Origin of the sequence: Haloarcula rara (assembly GCF_029338235.1) — an archaeon.
GTDB classification, from domain to species: domain Archaea; phylum Halobacteriota; class Halobacteria; order Halobacteriales; family Haloarculaceae; genus Haloarcula; species Haloarcula rara.
The window spans coordinates 2914175-2934695 of the sequence record NZ_CP119785.1 but is presented as its reverse complement, the minus strand read 5'-3'; the positions used below and the strand labels follow the sequence as shown (position 1 = coordinate 2934695).

At 65.9% G+C, this 20521-nt stretch carries 19 protein-coding genes, 1 tRNA gene and 1 pseudogene; 12 read left to right on the top strand and 9 right to left on the bottom strand.

Annotated elements, in window-relative coordinates; genetic code table 11:
• Nucleotides 1–272 precede the first annotated feature (272 nt).
• Together P1K32_RS15635 and P1K32_RS15630 are read left to right on the top strand one after the other, a co-directional pair.
• Complete coding sequence (locus tag P1K32_RS15635) at nt 273–650, top strand: DUF5820 family protein (protein ID WP_276250619.1); 378 nt, start codon at nt 273–275, stop codon at nt 648–650.
• Nucleotides 651–682: 32 nt separating this feature from the next.
• Nucleotides 683–1135 (top strand): UPF0179 family protein, encoded by a 453-nt coding sequence (locus P1K32_RS15630; RefSeq protein ID WP_276250618.1) that lies wholly within the window; start codon nt 683–685, stop codon nt 1133–1135.
• Between the two features lie 17 nt (nt 1136–1152).
• Here P1K32_RS15630 and P1K32_RS15625 read toward each other — a convergent pair whose 3' ends face one another.
• Nucleotides 1153–1944, bottom strand: a complete 792-nt coding sequence (locus P1K32_RS15625; protein WP_276250617.1) for a M14 family metallopeptidase — start codon at nt 1942–1944, stop codon at nt 1153–1155.
• A 107-nt stretch (nt 1945–2051) separates the two neighbouring features.
• Here P1K32_RS15625 and P1K32_RS15620 point away from each other — a divergent pair, with 107 nt between their 5' ends.
• Nucleotides 2052–2861, top strand: coding sequence for a hypothetical protein (locus tag P1K32_RS15620; RefSeq protein ID WP_276250616.1), 810 nt, complete (start codon nt 2052–2054; stop codon nt 2859–2861).
• 73 nt (nt 2862–2934) lie between these two features.
• Here P1K32_RS15620 and P1K32_RS15615 read toward each other — a convergent pair whose 3' ends face one another.
• Entirely contained in the window at nt 2935–3414 is a 480-nt protein-coding gene (locus tag P1K32_RS15615; protein WP_276250615.1) for a DUF309 domain-containing protein, read from the bottom strand.
• Between the two features lie 124 nt (nt 3415–3538).
• Here P1K32_RS15615 and P1K32_RS15610 point away from each other — a divergent pair.
• The 4 genes from P1K32_RS15610 (at nt 3539) to P1K32_RS15595 (ending at nt 6421) form a co-directional block, all read left to right on the top strand.
• Nucleotides 3539–3622: transfer RNA gene (locus tag P1K32_RS15610), tRNA-Leu, on the top strand.
• A gap of 412 nt (nt 3623–4034) precedes the next feature.
• Complete coding sequence (locus P1K32_RS15605; protein ID WP_276250614.1) at nt 4035–4226, top strand: hypothetical protein; 192 nt, start codon at nt 4035–4037, stop codon at nt 4224–4226.
• A 138-nt stretch (nt 4227–4364) separates the two neighbouring features.
• Entirely contained in the window at nt 4365–5201 is an 837-nt protein-coding gene (locus P1K32_RS15600) for an inositol monophosphatase family protein (protein WP_276250613.1), read from the top strand.
• 71 nt (nt 5202–5272) lie between these two features.
• A complete protein-coding gene (locus P1K32_RS15595) occupies nt 5273–6421 on the top strand; it encodes a DUF63 family protein (protein ID WP_276250612.1) in 1149 nt (382 codons plus the stop codon).
• A 22-nt stretch (nt 6422–6443) separates the two neighbouring features.
• On the opposite strand, the gene P1K32_RS15590 is transcribed toward P1K32_RS15595, so the two are convergent.
• The 3 genes from P1K32_RS15590 to P1K32_RS15580 all read right to left on the bottom strand — a co-directional run bounded on the left by P1K32_RS15590 (nt 6444) and on the right by P1K32_RS15580 (nt 11281).
• A complete protein-coding gene (locus P1K32_RS15590; protein WP_276250611.1) occupies nt 6444–8147 on the bottom strand; it encodes a YcaO-like family protein in 1704 nt (567 codons plus the stop codon).
• A gap of 31 nt (nt 8148–8178) precedes the next feature.
• Nucleotides 8179–8997, bottom strand: a complete 819-nt coding sequence (gene tbsP / locus P1K32_RS15585; RefSeq protein WP_276250610.1) for a transcriptional regulator TbsP — start codon at nt 8995–8997, stop codon at nt 8179–8181.
• A gap of 208 nt (nt 8998–9205) precedes the next feature.
• Nucleotides 9206–11281 carry a hypothetical protein gene (locus tag P1K32_RS15580; RefSeq protein WP_276250609.1) on the bottom strand — a complete coding sequence of 692 codons (2076 nt, stop codon included), beginning with the start codon at nt 11279–11281 and terminating at the stop codon, nt 9206–9208.
• Nucleotides 11282–11443: 162 nt separating this feature from the next.
• Here P1K32_RS15580 and glyA point away from each other — a divergent pair, with 162 nt between their 5' ends.
• Nucleotides 11444–12691: a serine hydroxymethyltransferase gene (gene glyA, locus P1K32_RS15575; protein ID WP_276250608.1), complete on the top strand. Its 1248-nt coding sequence runs from the start codon at nt 11444–11446 to the stop codon at nt 12689–12691.
• Between the two features lie 36 nt (nt 12692–12727).
• Here the strand turns inward: glyA and P1K32_RS15570 are convergent, their stop codons facing one another.
• Nucleotides 12728–14173, bottom strand: coding sequence for a sulfatase family protein (locus P1K32_RS15570; protein ID WP_276250607.1), 1446 nt, complete (start codon nt 14171–14173; stop codon nt 12728–12730).
• A complete protein-coding gene (locus P1K32_RS15565; protein ID WP_276250606.1) occupies nt 14173–15621 on the bottom strand; it encodes a sulfatase in 1449 nt (482 codons plus the stop codon). Before P1K32_RS15565 ends, P1K32_RS15570 begins: the two co-directional genes overlap by 1 nt.
• A 173-nt stretch (nt 15622–15794) precedes the next feature.
• On the opposite strand from P1K32_RS15565, the pseudogene P1K32_RS15560 reads away from it, so the two are divergent.
• The 4 genes and pseudogenes from P1K32_RS15560 (at nt 15795) to P1K32_RS15545 (ending at nt 19048) form a co-directional block, all read left to right on the top strand.
• Nucleotides 15795–16351, top strand: a pseudogene (locus P1K32_RS15560) (hypothetical protein).
• A gap of 78 nt (nt 16352–16429) precedes the next feature.
• Nucleotides 16430–17647, top strand: coding sequence for an outer membrane protein assembly factor BamB family protein (locus P1K32_RS15555; protein WP_276250605.1), 1218 nt, complete (start codon nt 16430–16432; stop codon nt 17645–17647).
• Between the two features lie 76 nt (nt 17648–17723).
• Nucleotides 17724–18617: a bifunctional methylenetetrahydrofolate dehydrogenase/methenyltetrahydrofolate cyclohydrolase gene (locus tag P1K32_RS15550; protein ID WP_276250604.1), complete on the top strand. Its 894-nt coding sequence runs from the start codon at nt 17724–17726 to the stop codon at nt 18615–18617.
• Between the two features lie 65 nt (nt 18618–18682).
• Complete coding sequence (locus P1K32_RS15545) at nt 18683–19048, top strand: DUF5789 family protein (RefSeq protein WP_276250603.1); 366 nt, start codon at nt 18683–18685, stop codon at nt 19046–19048.
• Here P1K32_RS15545 and P1K32_RS15540 read toward each other — a convergent pair.
• Both P1K32_RS15540 and P1K32_RS15535 read right to left on the bottom strand, forming a co-directional pair.
• The gene (locus tag P1K32_RS15540; protein WP_276250602.1) at nt 19045–19764 is read right to left on the bottom strand and encodes a DUF7117 family protein; all 720 of its coding nucleotides are present in this window, start codon (nt 19762–19764) and stop codon (nt 19045–19047) included. The two genes, P1K32_RS15545 and P1K32_RS15540, sit on opposite strands and share 4 nt — an antisense overlap.
• Before the next feature lie 22 nt (nt 19765–19786).
• Nucleotides 19787–20497, bottom strand: coding sequence for a carbonic anhydrase (locus P1K32_RS15535; RefSeq protein ID WP_276250601.1), 711 nt, complete (start codon nt 20495–20497; stop codon nt 19787–19789).
• Nucleotides 20498–20521: the final 24 nt, after the last annotated feature.

Sequence of the window (20521 nt, the reverse complement as noted above, 5' to 3'; positions counted from 1 at the left end):
GGTGGGACGGTACCGCTCCACCCTCCTGGTAACGGGCGACAGCCTTCGACTGTGGTTCCGATACTATTTATCACATGAGAGCTTCAACAATAAGAGCCTTTTGCCACAGTACATAAAACACCGGGAATCTTACCCGGATATCTACGGGTTAACCGAGAGACGGCAGAGCGCCGGTATGGTATACCAAAGCAGTATTCTGGTATGTAGTTTATAAGCAATCGGAGCCGGGGACAGCCGACAGCGTATTGACCGCCGAGCCACAGCCCCCGAGTATGGACACAGAGGCGCTGGCCGAGGACTGGACGGTGTGGAACCAGACCGAGACGGAACTCATCCTCGCGTACCGTCCCGACGTCTTCGACAGCGAGGCCTTCCCCGCCCCGTGCCTGCCGACCATCTATCTCACCCACGGCAAGCGGACCCGTCGCCCCGGCGCCGACCGCTCCGGTGAGGACTGGTACGTGACCTTCTACCTGGAACCGGAGGTGGACCACCAGGCCGAGGTTGTGGCTGACCGCGAGCGGGCCGTCGAAGCCGCGGTAACGCTCGCAAACGACTTCGCTGCCGGCGAGTTCGACTTCCGGTCGCTGTACCAGGTGCCCCGCGAGGCGTATCTGGACGAACTGGACGAACTGACAGGCCGAGCCTGACACTTACGTTCGCGCCCCTTCTACAGTCAGCCATGGCTACAGTCACGCTCGTCGGCACCCGGCTCGCCGAGGTCGACGAGGAGTTCGTCTACCACGGCGAGGCGTCGGGGTGTGCAGGGTGTCCCTATCGGGACCAGTGCCTGAATCTCACGCCAGGTCGCCGGTATCGAATCACCGAGGTCCGCGAGAGCGGCCAGACGCTCGACTGTGCAGTCCATGAGAGGGGCGTCCGCGCCGTCGAGGTCGAGCCCGCCGCTATCCGGGTGAACGTCCCGACCAAGGGCGCCTTCGCCGGCAGCAAGGCCGAACTGGCCGGCCCCTGTCCGCACACGGAGTGTCCGAGCCACCCCTACTGCGAGCCCAAGGGCGCTGATTTCGACACCGAGTACCGCATCAGCGACGTGCTGGGCGACCCGCCACACGACTACTGCATGCTGGACCGGGACCTCACGATGGTCGAGTTCGAGGCGCCCGAGGACGCCTGAAGGATAGCTGACCCCGGCTAGTCCAGCGTCCCGACGTGACTCCCCATGTAGCCGAAGACGTCCCTGTACCCCTCGGCAGAGAGCAGAACGGGATGGAACGTCTCGTCGGCGTAGATCGTCTCCCCGTCCGCCGCGGCGATTGGGTCGCCCGCGGCGACCTCCTGGAAATTCTGGACGAACACCTCGTACTCGTCGGCGGCGGCGTCCTTGGGGATTGGACCGCCCAGCTGGAACACCGGGAGCGACTCGTTCCGGACCGGTGACGGCTCGTCCGTAACGTCCAGCGCGGCCAGGAACTCCCGGATGACCTGCTCCGCGTTCGCGGCGGCCTCGGGCGACCCCTGGTAGCCACACTCGATTTCGATGGCCGACGGGGCGACCGAGAACAGCCGCCCCTCGTTGTTCCCCTTGGTTCGGACGACCGCGTCGACCGAGAGCCTCGGGCAGACCTCCCGGGCCAGGTCAGTTATTTCGTCGACCAGCGCGAACATGCCGTCGTAGGACTGCGTGGAGTGCAGGGAGAGGACGGTACATCCCTGCAGTTCCTCGGCTAGCTCGGCGGCCAGGCGCATCTCGTAGACGTCGCTTCCGGGGTCGCCCGGAAACACGCGATTCAGGTCGAGTTCGAGGTAGCGCTCGCCCGCCGCCAGCGCTCGCTCGTTGACCACGATGAACTTCACGGGCTGGGACACTGCGGGCGGGTCCGACAGCACCGCCTCGATGCCGTTACGGCCACAGGGCTCGTCGCCGTGAATGCCGCCGACGACGGCGATATCGGGTTCCCCTTCGCCCAGTTGCTCCACTCGCATCTATCTGTACGTGACCACCCGGCTATTAGAGTCGTGTGGATTCCGCTGTGGTCCCGGGCGGTGATAGGTACGCCTTTAGTAAGGCGACATTATTCATCAGCTACACGATGCAACGACGCCGTTTCCTCCAGCTCTCGGGTGTGTGTGAGTCCGTGGCACTCGCCGGCTGTCTCACCGACGAATCGGACGGAGCGCCCGCTGACTCTGCGTCCACGGGGACCGAGTCTGGAACTGAGACGGAAGCAGTAGACGAAAATCCCGACAGCGACCTGACAACACCGGTCGAGACGCTCTGGGAGGCGTACAACGAGGCCGATATCGACGGGATGCAGGCGGTTTTTCACCCGGATTCGGACGCACGGCCGACCGAGGACGGGGTATCCTTCCAGGGGCAAGTGACTATCAGTGCGACGACGGTCAGCGACCGTGGCGGCGAGTCAGCGACCGTCGAAGCCGACCTCGTCTACGAGACGGCGACCGACCGGAGCAAACGGACTGAAACCTACGAACTGCGCGCGTACGAGAGCCGCTGGGTCATCTGGAGCCAGGGCGTGACCAGCTCAGACTCCGGGGGTAGCTCCCCTCCCCCACAGATAGCCTTCGAGTTCGAGTACGACACGTCTGCGACCGGCGGCTCGGACGACGGCGTCCTGACAGTCACGCATACGGCGGGCGACACCGCCGACGCAGCGCTGTTGTTTCTCCGCGGCTCGGGTATCGTGGAACTCGACGGCGTCGAGACCGACGTGACGGTTCCCGACACGAGTTGGAGCGACGCGACCGGCGTCGAGGACGTCAGTGCTGGAACGAGTGTCTCCCTCAGCGTGACGAGTGACTGCGAGGTCAGCGTCGTCTGGGACTCCTCCGACGGCGACGACTCGACGGTCCTCACTCAGTACGACGGGCCGGACGCCTGAGACCGTTCGTGCGGGTTGCTGTGGTGAGGGCCGGGCGGGATCGACGCTACCAGTGAGAGACGTCGAGTGCCTCTCACTCTAATTGCTCGGCGTACGCGTAGTTAGATTCGTCCGCGACCGGATAGCCCTCGTCGAGGCGAATCTGCCAGCCATGCAGCACTGAAGGGTCCGTCAGGGCATTCGACATGGTGGTTCGCACGCCGAGCACATCTACTCCGTAATAGTCGTTTGGTACGCCCCGGAAGTATTGCAGCGCCGTCCGAAACAGCGAGCGCATCCCGTCGTCATCCTCGAAGTCGAAGTGTTTGTACGCGCCGGCGGCGACCTGGACCATCCCGTGGAGGAACTTGCTCTCGGTGCTGCCCCGGCCGTAGTTGTACCACTCGTCCTCGAAACAGTCGTGTGAGTCGTGGAACTCGCCGTCGTTGAACAGCGCCACGCCGTGGACGACCGCCCGGCGCAGCGTGGCGTGTTCCCACTGCCCGTCGGCTCGCCACCCCGTCGGGTTCCCGGCCGGCGGGCCGACGCTGTCGTCGCGCGTGTGTTCGTCCATGCCGGAGTGTCGGCCGCCCGAGGGGTCAATCTAGCGGTCCCACGCAGGACCGCGAGCGACTCGTCGCTGTTTCCGTACGACATTTATACCCCCGCGTCACTTGTGGGAACTGCATACAGCGCGTGCGAGGGTAGCCAAGCCTGGAAACGGCGGCGGACTCAAGATCCGCTCCTGTAGAGGTCCAAGGGTTCAAATCCCTTCCCTCGCATCGCTGTGGGTGCAACTCCCGCCGATGCGGAAGCCCGCGTGGAGCGGTCTTCCCTCGCAACAACTTCTGATGAGACTCACCGAATAGAGGCGGCGGACTCAAGATCCGCTCCTGTAGAGTCGTCGCGAGCGGTGAAACCGCGAGCGACTGCTCGGAAGACGAAGCGGCGAACGGTGCAACCGTGAGCAAGCGAGTCTTCCGGTGGTCCAAGGGTTCAAATCCCTTCCCTCGCATCGCTGTGGGTGCAACTCCCGCCGATGCGGAAGCCCGCGTGGAGCGGTCTTCCCTCGCAACATTCTGACCGAGAGCGGACCCGAGCAGCCACTGGTCACGGCGGCAGCTATCCAGTACTGGCTGGTAATCTCCATGAATAATAACTAACTTTATACGTGCCCGTGTGCAACACTCTATCATGGCCACAGAACAGTCCGATACTTCCGGTCTCGGGGTCCCCCCGCTGGAGAATACGGCGTTTTTCGCCATCGAAGCCGACGACGAGTACGTCCGCATCGAGCAATCGCTGGGTAACCAGGTCATGTATACGCCGTCCGAGGCGCGCGATATCGCTAACGCCATTCTCGACGCCGTCGAGGACGCAGAGTAATCCTACCGGCTCTACCGGACTGGTGTGGGTTATCTCCCGAGAAGACTCCTCTTTCACGAACGTAGCGCCGGCAGTGGTCCCATCTCCCGACTTGCCTCAGACCGAGCCGCTAAAGCCGGCCCGCTGCCAGGGGCATCTATGCCGGATGCGCTACACCGCACTGCGCTCGCCGAGCGGGCCGCAAGGGCCGGGGGTGTCGTGGCACGGAACCAGTTCCGTGAGGCGGTCACCGTCGAGACGAAATCGAGCAAAAACGACGTTGTGACCGAAATCGACCGGGACGCCCAGTCGCAGGTGGTCGCCACCGTTCGGGAAGAGTTCCCGGACGACCGCTTCCTCTGTGAGGAGGAACTGGTCTCGCGGTCAGGGCCCGAGACGGTCGAGACCGAGCCGACCCCCGTCGAGTCCGTGCCGGAGACGGGGACGGCATGGGTCGTCGACCCCATCGACGGGACCACGAACTACGTTCGCGGCCTGCGCACCTGGACGACCAGTGTCGCTGCGATGGCCGACGGCGAGACGGTGGGTGCGGCGACGTACATGCCGTCGATGGGGGACCTCTACGCCGGCGGTCCGGAGAGCGCGACGCGTGACGGGACGACGCTGTCGGTGAGCGACCGCACCGACCCCGAGACGTTCGTCGTGACCCCCGTCGGCTGGTGGGAGCTCGACGACCGCGCCGAGTTCGGACGGCTCTGTACCGCCGTCGTCTCCCGCTTTGGCGATATGCGACGCATCGGTAGCTTCCAGGCAACGCTCGCGTTTATCGCCGACGGCGCCATAGAGGGGGCGGTCTGCCCGACGTCGACAAACCCCTGGGACACCATCGCCGGCGTCCACCTGGTTCGCCAGGCCGGTGGGAGAGTCACGGACCTGGACGGGGAGCGCTGGACCCACGACAGCGTCGGCCTCGTCGCCTCGAACGGTCAGGCCCACGACGAACTCGTCGCGGCCGCGAACGAAGCGCTAGAGTAGGTTGTGACGGTTCGACGTCCGGCGCACACGCGACCGGAAGCCTGAAATCGACGCCCGCCGGTCACACGGCCATGAACACCTACGAGCGACTCAGCGAGGAGTACGGGCCGGCCCGGCTCTGGGTCGCCTCCTTCGTCGGTATCGTCGTCGCCACCGCCGGCGCGGCGGTCGCGATGCCGACACGCGTCTGGGACCGCTTCCTCTGGCACTACTTCTGGGGTCCGGTGTACGCCGACGCGAAGGCCGCGAGCTGTGCGGTGATGACCGACAGCGGCCCGGAACCGCTGTATCAGGGCTGTTCGGCCGCGGTCGAGAGCGGCGCTATCGTCGCCGAGCCCGGCTACACCATCGTCTCAGAGATCGGGTATATGCTCATTCTGGTGTACATGCTCGTCGGCGTCTATCTCCTGCTCGAGCGCCTGGAGATAGCCGGGGACCCGAATCTCTACTTCGCCTTTGTCCCGTTCATGCTGCTTGGTGGCGCGCTCCGGGTCGTCGAAGACGGCACCGACCGGGCGGTCGAGGCCGGTGTCGAACCGCTCGTGCAGTACCCCCTGAGCTCCGTCATCATCAGCCCCGTCATCTACGGGACCGTCTTCCTCATGACGCTGGTCTCCCTGCTCGCCTGCCTGGAGCTCGACCGCCGCGGCGTCGTCGACAGCTACTACCGTGCGACCGCCGGCGTCGGCGTCGCGCTAGTCGCGCTCACGCTCGCCTACCTGACGATGGGCGCGCTGACGACAGAGTACTCCACGCTGTACCTCTCCGTGCTCGTCTCGACGGTGGTCATCGCGTCGGCGCTCTCCTATGGTCTCTACTGGCTGTTCGAGAACTACGCGCCCGAAGTCAACAGCGGCACGGGCTACATCGGCCTACTGGTCATCTGGGGCCACGCCATCGACGGCGTCGCCAACGTCATCCTGGCTGACTGGCTGGACGCTCTGAGCGTGCCGCTCACGTACTACCCCAAACACCCCGCCAACGCCTTCATCATCTCGACGACCGAGGCGCTCCAGCCGGCCGGGCTCACCGCCGCCATCGGCACCTCCTGGCCCTTCCTCTTCGTGAAGCTGGCCGTCGCTTCGCTCGTGGTCTGGTTGTTCAACGACGAGTTCCTCGAGGAGAGCCCCCGCTACGCGCTGCTCTTGCTCGTGGCAGTCACCGCTGTCGGACTGGGTCCCGGGACCCGGGATATGCTCCGGGCCACCTTCGCCATCTAGACGGTCTCGACCGTCGAGACAGCTACGGAAACGGGTGATGCGCCCGGTCGAGCCGGGGTTCGAACCCGAGCTCGTCGGGCACTCGCTCGGCTCGCTCGCCGAAATACGGCTCCTCGAAGAAGAGCGGCTGGGCCGTCGGTGCGAGGACCCGCACGGCTTCGAAGCCCAACTGTTCGAGGTCCCGCGTCGTGAGCCGGGTGGCGTAGGGGTCCAGCCCTGCCTCGGTGACGCGCTCGACGAGCATCGAGAGCTCCGCCGTCCCGTCGTCCGGGACGGTGTCGGGGCCGATACTCGCCAGAGGCACCGCGGTCTCGGCCTCGAGGAGTGACGCGGCGTCGTCGGGCCGGCCAGCGTAGTGACCGATGGCGCCGGCCGCCTCGCCTGCGCCGTCCCGGCCCATCCCACGGAGCTCGAGCCAGTTCTGCAGGGCCTCTTCGAGCGCCCCGACGGCTGCGTCGGCCGGGTCCAGCCCGGCTGCCGACCCCAGCGCGAACTCGGGCCAGTCCTCGCCCCGCAGCGCCACGGCGACGACCGGCACGTCGACGTCCTGCGTGAGCAACACTGCCGTCGCGTCCAGTCCCTCGGACCGAGCGCGGCGCCGAAGCACGTCGTAGGCCTCGGTCTCGACGACGATCTCCAGCGGGTCGTACGTCGAGTACCACGCGAGCATGGCGGCGTCGCGCTCGACGACCTCGTACAGCCCCGATAGCAGGGCCTCGGTCTCCGTGCTCCCGAGTCCAAGCCCGGTCGTCACTGGCGGTCTGACCGCCTGCGAGGGCGGCGGATAGAGTACCGTCTCGGCGGGCACGTCGACCTCGTTCCCGCTTTCCAGGTGGTGTGCGGGGAGCCACTGTAACACCTCGTCGACGCCGCCATCGTCGGGCCGGACGAAGCTGGCAGGCGCAAGCGCGTCCGCGACGTCGGTCGCCGTCCCCATCGGCAGGTCGTCCGCGTGGTAGACGCCCGCGGCGTATCGCTCGTAGCTCTCGCCCAGCGCCTTCATGAAGGCCGTGTCCCAGTCGCTCGCGACGCCGGCGGCCTGCTGTGACGCGCTCACGTCGCTGAATCGCTCCGTGTTCGCGACCGTCGCGAGGTAGTACGGCGCCGGAAACGACTCGGCTTCGCCCACCTCGCTGACGATGCCGACGCGGTCGTCCAGTCCGCCCTCGGCCCGGGCGAGGGCGTCCCGGTCGTAATCAGGGTCGGTTCCCTGAAGGGTCCAGGTCCGCGCGCCGCCACAGTCACAGCCCGGAACAGGCAGGAACTGCCGCTCCGTGAAGGGCAGTTCCACGACGGTGCCGGGGAGGGGTCCCGTCCCCGAAAGGGCCCGCTCGATGCGCCGACCGGCGACGGCACCCGCGAAGCGCTGCGTTCCGCTGTCCGGGGCCTCGGTCGGGGCCTGTCCCTGGTCCACGTTCGCCCGGACACGTTCTGTGAGACAGTGATAACAGCCCGTCTCGGGCCCGAAGCCGGCGACGGCGGCGTCCACGACCGGGACCCCGCCGACACCGCCGAGTTCGACTGCGACCCACGTCGTCCCCAGTTCCCCGGCGCGGTCGCTTGCGGTCCCGAACTTGTCCGATGTCACCTGGTCGACGACGACCGCGAGGTCGGCCGGTCTGACGAGCGGGTCGTCGGCTCGACGCACGCTGGCGTGGCTGTCGGAAAGGGCCGCCACGAGAGACTCGACCGCCGGGCCGTTCCCGACGACTTCGACAGTTGTCATAGCCCCACTGAGACGACAAGGGGAGAAAAACCTAGGCCGCCAGCAGGCTCTGGGCGACCGTCGCCAGCTCGTCGCCGTCGGCATCTTCGAGCCGCTCGTCGCCCAGCATCAGACGGAGGCGCGGTCGGCCCACGTCGATGGGGACCTTCTCCGTGTCGATGAGGCCCATGTCCTCTAGCTTCGTCTTGGTGCGCGAGAAGGTCGCCTTGCTCGCGAGCCCGACGTCCTCGCCCCACTTGCTGATGTCGTAGAGCAGCTCGTTGTTCCGGGCCGCCACCAGCAGGCTGATGGTCACTTCGTCGAGACCGTCACCGTCGCCCCTGGCGGTCGCCAGCGAGCCGAGCACGCTGTCGAAGTCGTCGGCGGTCTCCGGCCCGATTTCGGACTCCAGTGTCGTCCGGACACGCGAGATGGCGGGGGTGCGCAGCGAGTACGCCTCGGCGTTCTCCCAGGTGTTCTCGTAGTACGCCTCCGCGTCGTCGACGAAGGTGTCGTCGTCGGTCCCGAGCCCGCCGACGACGTCGCCGATAGTGACGAGCGCGTAGACACCGTCGGCCGTGACGGCGACGGAGTGATTGGGGACCGTCTCGAGCAGTCGCATCGAGAGTGTGCCGTCCTCGACGAGGTCGGCCGCCGTACTCGCGACGAGGAAGTCGTCCATCACGTCTTTCAGTGTCCGCTCGTCGGCGAGGACGCGCACTTCAGCACCGACTTCCTGACGGTCGAGCGTCGTCATCAGCGCCGAGATAGTCTCCTGTGACGGGTTCACCACGTAAATCGGTGAGTCAGTCTCCTCGAACACCGAGGACAGCATCGAGCCGATATCGTCTTGCAGTAGGGTTGTACTCATTGACCTATACTGTCTATTGACGGGATAAACATTTAATTTCATCGGCCGATTATCATTGATTTCGTCGCTTCGACTCTCATATCGACTATCAAATCAGTACAAATATATCTATCAGTTACCAATATTATGTACGTCCTCTTGACAATAACAGTGCTGATTCACGACGAATGACTGCCCTTTGGTCGGTCTGTAACTAGTATCTAAATCGTTAGAAATCCGGATCCAATCTCGCAGCGAGGTCCTCAGACCAGTGGAAGTCGCCCTCGAAGATGACTGGCAGGGAGTTCGATTCGAGCGTCTCGACGAGCGTCGCCGCCGAGACGGTGTGCTCGGTCGCGGTCCCGTTGAGGGCCCGTTCGCCGTCGACTGGGAGGTCGTAGCTCTCGCCAGCCCCCTGTGGCGTCATCACCTCACAGGTGAGGTCGTAGCCGCTATCGGCCTCACGCACCATCACCACGACGGGGTCTGTCGGCCCCGGCAGCAGCGCGTACGTACCGTCGCCGACGACGGCGTAGTCTTTGCTCATCATGATGCGACGCCGGGCCAGTTGCAGCGCTCGCTGGATGCTGAAGCCGTTCGAGAGCAGCCTGGCGAAGGCGGTCCCGACCATCGCTGCGTGACTGTCGAGGACGTCTGCGAACGTGACGGCCCCGGCCACGGAACCCTGCTCTATGAGGGCCAGTCCCTGCTGGTAGGAGCCACAGGCGTTCAGAAAGAACGTTCGCGTGCGTGACTCCGACAGAGACGACATCGAGAGGGTCCCGTCCGGGCAGCACAGGCCGTCATCCTCACAGTGGCCGATGAAGTGGACGAAATCGTTCTCCGACTCGAACACGTCAGCGAGCTCGCCCGTCGTCAGCCGGTTGGAGACGGTGACGTCCATCGGGAGGTCGGCCGCCCGGTATATCTCCGAGACGGCGTGGCGTTCGTCCGACATCTCCATGTCGTTCAACACTACGGACAGCTGGAGCCGGTCGGTCTCTTTCTTCCGATAGCGGTAGCGGTTCTCGTAGGCCGAGGGGGTCGTCTTGAACGCGTCTATGGGCGTCCCGGGCGCCAGCCAGCCGTGGACGCGTCCGACGCCGCCGGTCGGTTCCACCATCGCCGTTTTTTCGGCCTCTCCCCGGGTGTACGAGTCCGAGAGTGTCTTCTCCAGGAGGTCACACCGTTCCAGTTCCGAGCCGTTCGAGAGGTAGATGAGCGAGAGCTTATCGAGCAAGAAAGGGAGACAGCGAGCGCGTTCGAGCGACGGTTGCGTGTGCGTCGAGAGGTGCCACTCCGGCACCGCGGCGTCGACGGCGTCGGTCGGCGTCGACAGATACCGCTCCAGGCGCCCCGCCGGTGACAACGACCGCACTGTCTCCGGGTCCAGCGAACACCGCTCCAGCAGTTCGGGGTCGGATTCGGGATTCATCCGTCGGACAAGACAGTCCAGATAGAACAGCCGCTGGACCATCGACGCCACCTCGTCCTGGAAGTCCGGGAACGGACCGAACTCGTGGTAGACGTCGGCGTCCGCAGCGGTGAGAACGACCCGTTTCCGGTCGCCGACTGTCACGTCGGCCCCCAGGTAGTACGCAAGCGGCGCCAGCACGAACAGCGACTCGACACAGGCCGGCGCCCGCAGTTCGATACCCGTCTCGGGCTTCGTGTTCGCCAGCTCGGTCGGGATAGCCGTGTCTTCCCCTGTCGTCAACAGCGGCGGGTGGCCACGCTGGCCGGGATGGGAGCGTGACGGGCTCAGCGTGTGGTGGGCCGCACTCATGTGTGAGATACCCGTCGCCAGCCCCTGGGGCGTTTCCGGCACCTCGATGTGGGCCGGGCCGATAGACGTCGACTCGCCGACGCCGACAGACACCTGCTGTGAGTCCCACAGTGACACGATCGTGTCGCCCGCCGTGGGCCGCAGTGATGCGGGGCCGTCGAAGCGGACGTGGATACGCCCCTGCTGTGTCGTCAGGGGGCTCCCGTCGCGAGTACCGTCTGCGGTCTGGACAGTGACCGAGAGAAGATACGCACCCTCCGGCAGTTCAGAGGGGCTAGTCAGTGTATACTGGGCGTCACAGTCAAGCGCAGCAACCGTGGGTTCCGTGCCGGGGACGCGGAGGCGGGCGGTCCGCCCGCGTACGCAGTCGGTCGTCGCACGCGGAATCGTCTCAGGTGGACACTCCCGTCGCTCGTTCAGTTGCGCGAGGACTGTCGATACTCCTGAGCGGTCCTGTCGTGCAGTCTTGGCCGCAGTCCCCTGCTCCGCGGCCGTACCTGCCACCCCCCAAGAGACCATGTACTATGTACTGTAGGCTTATTCATTATATACGTACTGATAACCAGGTACGCATTTCCTACTGACATAATCCGGGTCCGTGTCCGGATGAAAATCTGCCAGCTGCTCACACGGTCACGGGCAAAGGGTAGATTATTGACGGGCCGGTCCCGACCCACTCACATGAGCTACGACACCGTCCGCGAAGCGGACCCTGCTGTCGCAGACGCACTCGAAGGCGAGCGGGCACGCCAGAACGACACGCTGGCTATGATTGCCAGCGAGAACCACGTGTCCGAGGCGGTCATGGAAGCCCAGAGCTCTGAGCTCACCAACAAGTACGCCGAGGGCTACCCCGGCGAGCGCTACTACGGCGGCTGTGAGTTTGCCGACGACGTCGAACAGCTGGCGATCGACCGCGCCAAGGAGCTTTGGGGCGCCGACCACGTCAACGTACAGCCCCACTCCGGTTCGCAGGCCAACATGGGCGTCTATCTCGGCGTCCTCGAACCCGGCGACAAGATTCTCTCACTGGATCTGACACACGGCGGCCACCTCTCACACGGCCACCCGGCGAACTTCGCCGGTCAGGTGTACGAGGTCGAGCAGTACGAGGTCGACGAGGAGTCGGGCTACATCGACTACGAGGGCCTCCACGAGCACGCCGAGGAGTTCGAGCCGGACATCATCGTCTCGGGCTACTCCGCGTACCCGCGCGAGGTCGACTTCGGTCGCATCCAGGAGGCCGCCGACGCAGTCGGCGCCTACCATCTGGCCGACATCGCGCACATCACCGGACTCGTCGCCGCGGGCGTCCACGAGTCGCCCGTCGGTGTCGCCGACTTCGTCACCGGCTCGACGCACAAGACCATCCGGGCCGGCCGCGGCGGCATCATCATGTGTGACGAGGAGTACGCCGACGACATCGACGCCGCCGTCTTCCCCGGCTCCCAGGGCGGCCCCCTGATGCACAACGTCGCCGGCAAGGCCGTCGGCTTCAAGGAGGCCCTCGAACCGGCCTTCGAGGAGTACGCCCAGCAGACCGTCGACAACGCCGTCGCCCTCGGCGACCGACTCAAGGAACACGGCCTCGACCTCGTTTCCGATGGCACCGACAACCACCTCGTCCTCATCGACCTGCGTCCGTCCCACCCGGACACCACGGGCAAGGATGTCGAAGCGGCACTGGAGGAGGCTGGCATCGTCCTCAACGCCAACACCGTCCCCGGCGAGACGCGTTCGGCGTTCAACCCCTCGGGCATCCGCGCGGGCACCCCCGGCCTGACGACGCGTGGCTTCGACGAGGACGACTGCCGCGAGGTCGCCGACCTCATCTACGAGGTCGTCGAGGCGCCCCACGACGAGAGCGTGGTCGCCGAAGTCGGCGAACGCGTCGACGAACTCACCGACGAGTACCCGCTGTACGAGTAAGGCGCCCGCAAATCGGTTGTTGTCCCGTCGCCGAGTTCACGTCCCGTGCAGATGTCGCGTCGTGAACTGTGCGATGGGGTCATCTGTCTCGTGCATCCATTCGGCCAGCCGCTCGCGCAGCCGCGAGCGAACGTCGCGATAGTCGGAGTGGTCGACGAGATTCTGTAGCTCGTTGGGGTCGGCGTCGAGGTCGTACAGCTCGTCGATATCGGGCGCGTTGAACACGTACTTGTACTGTTTCGTCCGGACCATCCGCTGGGAGTACAGCCCCATCTCGTCGCCGTGGTACTCGCCGAAGACCGCGTCACGGCCGCTCGCACTGTCCTCGTCACCCAGCAGCGGCCAGAGACTCTCCGCGTCGAGGTCCGCGGGCACCGGCGCGTCGGCCGCCTCGAGAAACGTCGGCATGAGGTCCATCAGCGAGACGAGGTCGTCACAGACACGCCCCTCACCGGCCACGCCGGGCCCCCGGACGACCAGTGGGATACGATAGGTGTCGTCGTACATCATGGGCCCCTTGTTCCACTGCCGGTGGCCGCCGGTGAAGTCGCCGTGGTCGGAAGCGTGGACGACGAGCGTGTTCTCGGCGACGCCAAGCTCGTCGAGTTTCGCCAGAATACGGCCTATCTGGTCGTCGATGTGGTGCATGAAGCCCATGTACAGCGCCCGAAGGCGGTCCCACTCCTTTCGGTCGAGCTCCTCGACGCCGCGATAGTCGCGGTAGTTCGCCTGGACCTGGGGTTTGCCGTCGAACGTCTCGGCGTCCGACGGCCAGGGAGCGAGCTCGTCGGGGTCGTACAGCGAGGCGGAGGCCTCCGGGACGAGATACGGGTGGTGTGGGCCCTGGAAGTCCACGCGGTGGAAGAACGGCTCCTGGGCGTCTGCGAGCTGTTCCAGCCGCGAGAGCGTCAGTTCGGCATTGAACGCCGAGCGGGTCGCTTCGGCCGGAATCGGGAGTGTCCCGCCCAGCAGGTCACGCGAGTCGTCGAAGGTCGCGTACACCGGGTCCCGTGGCTCGACCGCCTCGGGGTCGACGCCGTAGTCGCGCTGGTAGCTCTCGAACCCCGACTCCAGGTGTTCGTCGTGGTGGTCGTCGCTCCCGCCAACGTAGTCGAAGCCGAAGTCTTCGGGCGTCTCCGTCCGGCCGACGTGCCACTTCCCGACGTAGGCGTTCCGGTAGCCCGCCTCACGGAGTGCCGTCCCGAACGTCGGGATAGTCTCGGCGAGGTCCGTCCGGACGGCGTCCGGTTCGTGGACGTTGTTGAGTATCCCGTGGTTGTGGGGGTACAGCCCCGTCAGTAACGAGGCCCGGGCGCTGCTGCAGATGCTGATGGGGGTAAAGGCGTGGCTGAAGCGGACGCCATCGGCGGCCAGCCCGTCGATGGCCTCGGTCTCGACGGGGACGCCCCCGGGGTCGACGAGGTCGTGGCGCTCCTGGTCGGTCAAGACCAGCAGGACGTTCGGTCGGGTCGTCTCGGCCATCAGAGATAACCCAGGTCGGCGAGGCGGTCTTCGGTCGCGTCCGAGACGTCGACGCTGCCGTCGGCCTCGGCCTCGTCGAAACTCCCCAGCCACTCGTCGAGTGTGGCGGCCAGCTCGGCCGTCCGACGCGGGTTCGCCGCCGAGATGTCGTTTCGCTCCCCCGGGTCACCGCGGACGTCGTAGAGCCATTCGGCCCCGTCAGCGGCACGGACGAACTTGTAGGCGTCCGTCCGTACGGCCCGCAGCGTGCGCTGGTAGTCATAGAGCTGCTGGGGGACGTTGTCGAATTTCTCCTCCAGGACATCGATGGCCGGCTGTGGGCGCATGTACTCGGCGATGACCTGCGAGCGGGGCTCGACACCGTCGGTCGGGTGGAAGGACAGCGCCTGTGACGCCGACCGCAGGTCGGGGGCGTCGATACCCGCCGCGGAAAGCAGCGTCGGGGCCAGGTCGGCGAGCTGGACCAGCCGGTCGGTGCGGACGTGCCTGGCCGAGAAGTCGCCGCCGTGGACGACGAGCGGGACCTGTAACACCGTATCGTAGAGGCTGTACTGGTGACCCAGAAAGCCGTGTTCGCCGACGTTCTCGCCGTGGTCGCTTACGGCGACGAAGACGGTGTCGTCCCACTCACCGGCGGCCTCCAGGACGGCCCGCAGACGCCCGACCTGGGTGTCGAGATAGGATATCTCGGCCCGGTAGAGCGCCCGAATGACCTCCCACTCCTCGTCGGTGTAGTCGAAGAGACCCACGTCGTACTCGCGGGGGTCCTGTCGCAGCGCCATCGCGCGGTCGTAGCTCCACCCCTCCGGGAGGAACTCGCGGGCATAGGACGCGGGCGGGCGATACTCCAGATGCGGCTCGATGCAGTTAGCAAACAGGAAGAACGGGTCGTCGGAATCGCGTCCGTCCAGCCAGTCGGCCACCCAGTCGACCGTCGCGGCCGCGCCGTCGTCGGTCTCGCCGCCGACGGTCACCAGCCGTCGGAGCCGCTCGAAGGTCGGTCCCCCGAGGCGACTCCGGCGGACGGCGTTGGTCGCCCGGTGGCCCAGCGAGCCGGTGCCGCTCCAGGCGTCGGTCCGCTCGGAGTCGTCGCGAAACACGTCGAACCCATCGGTGAGACCGAACTCGTCGGTTATCCAGACGTTGTTCGAGACGCCGGCCGTCTCGTAGCCGGCGTCGGCGAAGGCGTCCACGATGGTCGGGAGCGAGCCGTCGAAGTAGGTGTGGTCGGCGTGGGCACCGTGTTTCGACGGGTAGGTCCCGGTAAACATCGAGACGTGGGACGGGAGGGTCCAGGGCGCCGTGGCGAATGCGCTCGTGTACTCGGCGCCGGACTCGGCGAGTGCGGCGAGGTTCGGAGTCAGGTCGGGGTCGGCGGGCACCGTCTCGGCGGCCCGCATCGTGTCCATCACGAACAGGACGATATTGGGGTCGTCTGTATCGGTCATACGCCGTCACCCACCAGTGACAGCAAGTCAATATGTTGATACACAGTCAGGTTGTATCAGTCATTCTACTAGACGCTGGTGCTTGCAGGTGACGGCCTTTTTTATCCGGACCGCAGGACAGCGACGGTACACACCCGCCGGTGATTTTTGTTGCCGGGTTGTGAACGAAGCGTATGATCACGCCGACACGGCGGTCGGTGCTCGGCGGCGGTGCGGTCCTGCTCTCGTCGCTGGCTGGCTGTTCGAGTTCCAGCGACGAGCAGGGGACCGAAACCGGCGCTTCGGGGACGGTCACACGGGACCTCGACCTCCGGGAGGCCAACGTCACCGAGGTGGCTATGGAGGACCAGGGCGACGGAGAGTACCGGTTCGACGTGACCCTCTACCACGACGTTCACAAGAGCGAAGCTCTTGTGCAGCCCATTAGAAATCTCCGATTTCTGAGGACGATGACGGCGAAGACGGCTACGCGAACTGGTGGCAGGTCGAGACACTTGACGGCGAGCAGCTGGGGCGGCGCGACCTCCTGCACGCTCACAGCACCGAGCCGTTCACCCGCTCTGAGACGATATCGGTCCCCGGCAGCGTCTCGTGTGTGGTGGTTCGGGGCCACGACCAGACCCACGGCTACGGCGGGCGGGTGATGACCGTTACGGTGCCCGGCGGCGAGACGAACGCGGTCAGACCGGGGCGCGAACGCCGGGCCGTCGACGAGCGCGACTGTCCGTGAACAGGCCTCCATCGGCCTCCGAATCAGTTGCCGGAAATATCAACTGTTTTTATTGCTCCATCTGAGCGGGGAGATATAATGGCCGGACGAACGACGCGGCGACGATATCTGGTTACCGCCGTCGGGGCGGGTATCACGGGACTGGCGGGCTGTACCGGCGGGGGAACTGACGAGGGGACACGGGGAACTGCCACTAGCCCCACAGAGTCGCCGGACAGTTCCGGCTCAGTCGACGGCGAGTGGCCGATGTACCGCGCCGACGCGGCCAACACGGGCACCCTGGACACGACAGGACCGACCGAGAGCGTGACCGAGCAGTGGCGGTTCGACCTCGACGAACTGGTGTGGTCCGCGCCAGCGGTCGTCGACAGTACGGTCTACATCGGGTGTGACGACGAGAATCTCTACGCCCTGGACGCGCGCTCCGGGTCCGAGCAGTGGCGGTTCGAAGCCGATAACCGGGTTCAGTCGGCGCCCGCTGTCGCCGACGGCACCGTTTACGTCGGCAGCGACGACGACAACCTGTACGCCATCGACGCCGACACCGGAAACGAGCAGTGGTCGTTCGACACGAGCGAGTCCGTGAAGATGGCTCCGGCGGTCGCTGACGACACCGTCTACGTCGGCGTCGGAAACATCTCGGCGGAATCCGGGGTCATGTATGCCATCGACGCCACGACCGGTGACAAGCGCTGGCAGTTCGAGACGGACAAGGTGTTGCACACTTCGCCGGCAGTGGCCGACGGCACCCTCTATTTTGGCACCGGCGTGTCCGGGGGTGAGGACCACAAACTGTACGCCCTCGACGGCGCCACTGGCGACATGGAGTGGACCTATTCGGGTGCGGGCGCCTTTTCCTATCCGGTCGTCGTCGATGGCACAGTGTACGTGGCGGTGGATGAACTCGTCGCCGGCCTGGTAGCTATCGACGCGTCCACGGGCGAGGAGACGGAGAGCTACGGCCCGGACGTGCGGGCGAACTCGAAGCTGGTCGTGGGTGCCGGTTACATTTACGTCACCAACGGCGAGACGCTGTTGGCGGTTCCCGAGGACGAGTATTCGGCCGAGTGGGAATTCGAGACCGGCGGTAACATCTGGGGCGGACTCCTGTTGGTCGATGGAACGCTCTACTTCGGCAGCATAGACGGCAGCCTGTACGCGGTCGACGCCGAGTCCGGAACACAACAGTGGGCCTACGAGACAGGGGACTCACACCGGGTGACCCCGGCAGTAGTCGACGGGACGGTGTACGTCGGCGGACACGACGGCGCCGTCTACGCGCTGTCGGAACAGTAGCCGTCTGCCGAAGTCGCGATGTGCGGGGGGCACTCGTATAGTGACCCTTTTGCCCCGGGAGCGTCCCCTGTCTGGTATGACCGAGATAATCGACGGCAACGCCGTCGCCCAGTCGATTCGGGACGACCTCGCGACGGCCATCGACCAGCTGGCCGACGCGGGCCACACCCCGACACTGGCGACCGTGCTGATGAGCGACGACCCCGCCAGCGAGACGTACGTCTCGATGAAACAGTCCGACTGCGAGGAGGTCGGCATCGAGGCCCTGGACATCGAAATCGACCCCGAGGCCGACGCTGAGGAGCTGTACGACACCGTTGCCGACCTGAACGACGACGACGAGGTCAACGGTATCCTCGTCCAGATGCCCGTTCCGGACCACGTCTCTGACCGGCAGGTGCTGCGGGCTATCGACCCCCGGAAGGACGTCGACGGCTTCCACCCTGAGAACGTCGGCCGGCTCGTGGCCGGCGACGCCCGGTACAAGCCCTGCACGCCCCACGGTATCCAGAAGCTCATCGAGTCGGCCGGCGTCGACACCGAAGGGAAGGAGGCCGTCGTAGTCGGTCGCTCGGACATCGTCGGCAAGCCGATGGCGAACCTCCTCATCCAGAAGGCGCCGGGCGGCAACGCGACGACGACGGTGTGTCACTCCCGGACCGATGACCTCGCCGAGAAGACCCGGAACGCGGACATCCTCGTCGCCGCAGCCGGCGTCCCCGAGATGATAGACGGCGAGATGGTCAAGGAAGGCGCGACGGTCATCGACGTCGGTATCAACCGCGTGGAGGCTGACAACGAGAAGGGGTACGAGCTGGTCGGCGACGTCGACTTCGAGAGCGCGAAGGCGAAAGCCGGCGCTATCACCCCCGTTCCCGGCGGCGTCGGCCCGATGACCCGCGCGATGTTGCTGTACAACACGGTGAAAGCCACCGGCCTGCAACACGACGTCGACGTCGACCTACCCTGAGCGGGCAAAACTCGCCTTTCGCTCGCAAGCCCTAGACTGGGGAGTCAGGTCGCCGTACCGCTGCCATGGACGACCCCGAACACGTCGAAGGTGTGGACTTCACCGGCATCAATCCGGTCCTCGAAGATATCTCGTATCCGATCACGACCGCGGAACTCGTCAAGTGGCACGGCGACCGCGAGGTCGACCGGACGAACGCGGACCCGATTTCCGTCGAGGAACTGCTCGGATACATCGACGACACCTTCGACTCCGGCGAATCGGTCCGACAGATGATACTCTCACAGATGCCCCGGGACAGCGAGGGGCGGACGAACTACTCCGACCGCGGCGGCGCGACCCCGGTCGAGACCGAGGCCGCCGAAGCGGCCACCGAACAGACGACGGCCGACCTCGAACAGGGACCGGCGACCGAGGACCGGCGTGACTAGAGCACGTCCCCCTCCAGCCCCGACAGCCAGTTGTCCGCGGTGACCGCTGCGTTCTCGTCGCCGTTGATATAGCGGCCCAGGTCGCGGGCGGCGTGCATGAGGCGGTTCGCGTCGGCGGGGTCGACGTCGCCGTCCAGGGCCTCGATTCGCTTGCGGTGGTCCCGAATCCGCCCCGAGAGCCGCCGCGCGTGTTCGTCCGGGTTGTCGTCGAGGTAGCTGCGGACGTCGCGCTGGTAGCTGTCGACGGCGTCGGCCATCGCCAGCCCGAACGCCGCGCGGAACGCGTCGGGGACGGCCTCGTGGCCGGGCCGCTCGCCACGGTCCGCGCCGCCGAGGAGGTCCAGGACGTACAGCTCCGCGGCGTCGCTCGGGCGGGCCCGCCGGGCGAACGCAGCGGCGACCGCACCCAGTTCGGTGGCGGCGACGAAGGTCTCGTCGGGCGGTTGCAGCCGGCCGGTGTCGATGAACCCCCGTTTCCGGGTGTACTCCCGGCAGGCCTCGGCGGCGTCCCGGGCGAGTTCGTCGGTCGTCACCTCGTCTACCTTGTTTCGAAGCGGCGTCAGGTCCAGTTCGACCGGGCTGTCGGTGTGTTCGGTCGGGTCGTCGACGCCGACGCTGTGGACACTCCCACACTCCGGACAGGCGACGCTCCCGCTGTCGTAGTAGGACCACCGGGTCCCACAGGACTTGCACTCGCGGTCCCCACGGATTTTCATACCCGTTCTCGGGCCGCCGCCCTCAAGTTTGTTCCGCGGGCAGGCTCCGGCCGTACTCCCAGAGGCGACCGATACGGTCGGCGATGTCCGGGTTCGCCTCGCGCAGCGTCGCCACGTCGGTCTCCCCGTCGACGTTGATGACGTGGACCGTCCCGCGCTGGTCCGAATAGACGTCCTGAAAGTCGTAGACGGCGCCGACGACGGTCACGCCCTCGGGAACGTCTTCGCTCTCGACGAGGCGGCTGACCTGGTGGTCGACGTTGTACTCGACGAGGTGGTTGATGGCGGCCACGTCGGAGAGCTCGTCCTGAGGAAGGACCTCCAGTGCCTCCTTGAGGTGTGGTTTGAGCTGTTCCAGGCAGTATTTCACCCCGCGGGGCTGGATGACGTCCTCGGTGAGATACTGAAACGCCGTCGTGACCGCGCCACAGCCAGTGTGGCCGACGACGACGGCGACTTTGGTGTCGGTGTTCCAGAGCGGGAACATCACATCCCCGGAGACGAGATGGCCCATACTCGTGGGCTGTGTGACCCGATTGCCGATGTTGCCGACGGTGAATATCTCGCCGGGCACGTCGTTACCCCACATATCGTCCTGCAGGACCCGGGAGTCGGAACAGCAGATGGTGACCGCGTCCGGGAACTGGGTGTTCTGGATGTCGTCGAAGCGCGCGTTCGGTTTCTCCGCGTGTTCGGCGTTTCGCGCCAACATCTCGACGACGGTCTCGTGCATGGTTTGCAAGAGTTGCGCCAACAG

Excerpts from the sequence above, each read along its gene's own strand:
- P1K32_RS15635 (WP_276250619.1), top strand. The coding sequence starts at position 273 with ATGGACACAGAGGCGCTGGCCGAGGACTGGACGGTGTGGAACCAGACC.
- P1K32_RS15630 (WP_276250618.1), top strand. The coding sequence starts at position 683 with ATGGCTACAGTCACGCTCGTCGGCACCCGGCTCGCCGAGGTCGACGAG.
- P1K32_RS15625 (WP_276250617.1), bottom strand. The coding sequence starts at position 1,944 with ATGCGAGTGGAGCAACTGGGCGAAGGGGAACCCGATATCGCCGTCGTC.
- P1K32_RS15620 (WP_276250616.1), top strand. The coding sequence starts at position 2,052 with ATGCAACGACGCCGTTTCCTCCAGCTCTCGGGTGTGTGTGAGTCCGTG.
- P1K32_RS15615 (WP_276250615.1), bottom strand. The coding sequence starts at position 3,414 with ATGGACGAACACACGCGCGACGACAGCGTCGGCCCGCCGGCCGGGAAC.
- P1K32_RS15605 (WP_276250614.1), top strand. The coding sequence starts at position 4,035 with ATGGCCACAGAACAGTCCGATACTTCCGGTCTCGGGGTCCCCCCGCTG.
- P1K32_RS15600 (WP_276250613.1), top strand. The coding sequence starts at position 4,365 with ATGCCGGATGCGCTACACCGCACTGCGCTCGCCGAGCGGGCCGCAAGG.
- P1K32_RS15595 (WP_276250612.1), top strand. The coding sequence starts at position 5,273 with ATGAACACCTACGAGCGACTCAGCGAGGAGTACGGGCCGGCCCGGCTC.
- P1K32_RS15590 (WP_276250611.1), bottom strand. The coding sequence starts at position 8,147 with ATGACAACTGTCGAAGTCGTCGGGAACGGCCCGGCGGTCGAGTCTCTC.
- tbsP (WP_276250610.1), bottom strand. The coding sequence starts at position 8,997 with ATGAGTACAACCCTACTGCAAGACGATATCGGCTCGATGCTGTCCTCG.
- P1K32_RS15580 (WP_276250609.1), bottom strand. The coding sequence starts at position 11,281 with ATGGTCTCTTGGGGGGTGGCAGGTACGGCCGCGGAGCAGGGGACTGCG.
- glyA (WP_276250608.1), top strand. The coding sequence starts at position 11,444 with ATGAGCTACGACACCGTCCGCGAAGCGGACCCTGCTGTCGCAGACGCA.
- P1K32_RS15570 (WP_276250607.1), bottom strand. The coding sequence starts at position 14,173 with ATGGCCGAGACGACCCGACCGAACGTCCTGCTGGTCTTGACCGACCAG.
- P1K32_RS15565 (WP_276250606.1), bottom strand. The coding sequence starts at position 15,621 with ATGACCGATACAGACGACCCCAATATCGTCCTGTTCGTGATGGACACG.
- P1K32_RS15555 (WP_276250605.1), top strand. The coding sequence starts at position 16,430 with ATGGCCGGACGAACGACGCGGCGACGATATCTGGTTACCGCCGTCGGG.
- P1K32_RS15550 (WP_276250604.1), top strand. The coding sequence starts at position 17,724 with ATGACCGAGATAATCGACGGCAACGCCGTCGCCCAGTCGATTCGGGAC.
- P1K32_RS15545 (WP_276250603.1), top strand. The coding sequence starts at position 18,683 with ATGGACGACCCCGAACACGTCGAAGGTGTGGACTTCACCGGCATCAAT.
- P1K32_RS15540 (WP_276250602.1), bottom strand. The coding sequence starts at position 19,764 with ATGAAAATCCGTGGGGACCGCGAGTGCAAGTCCTGTGGGACCCGGTGG.
- P1K32_RS15535 (WP_276250601.1), bottom strand. The coding sequence starts at position 20,497 with ATGCACGAGACCGTCGTCGAGATGTTGGCGCGAAACGCCGAACACGCG.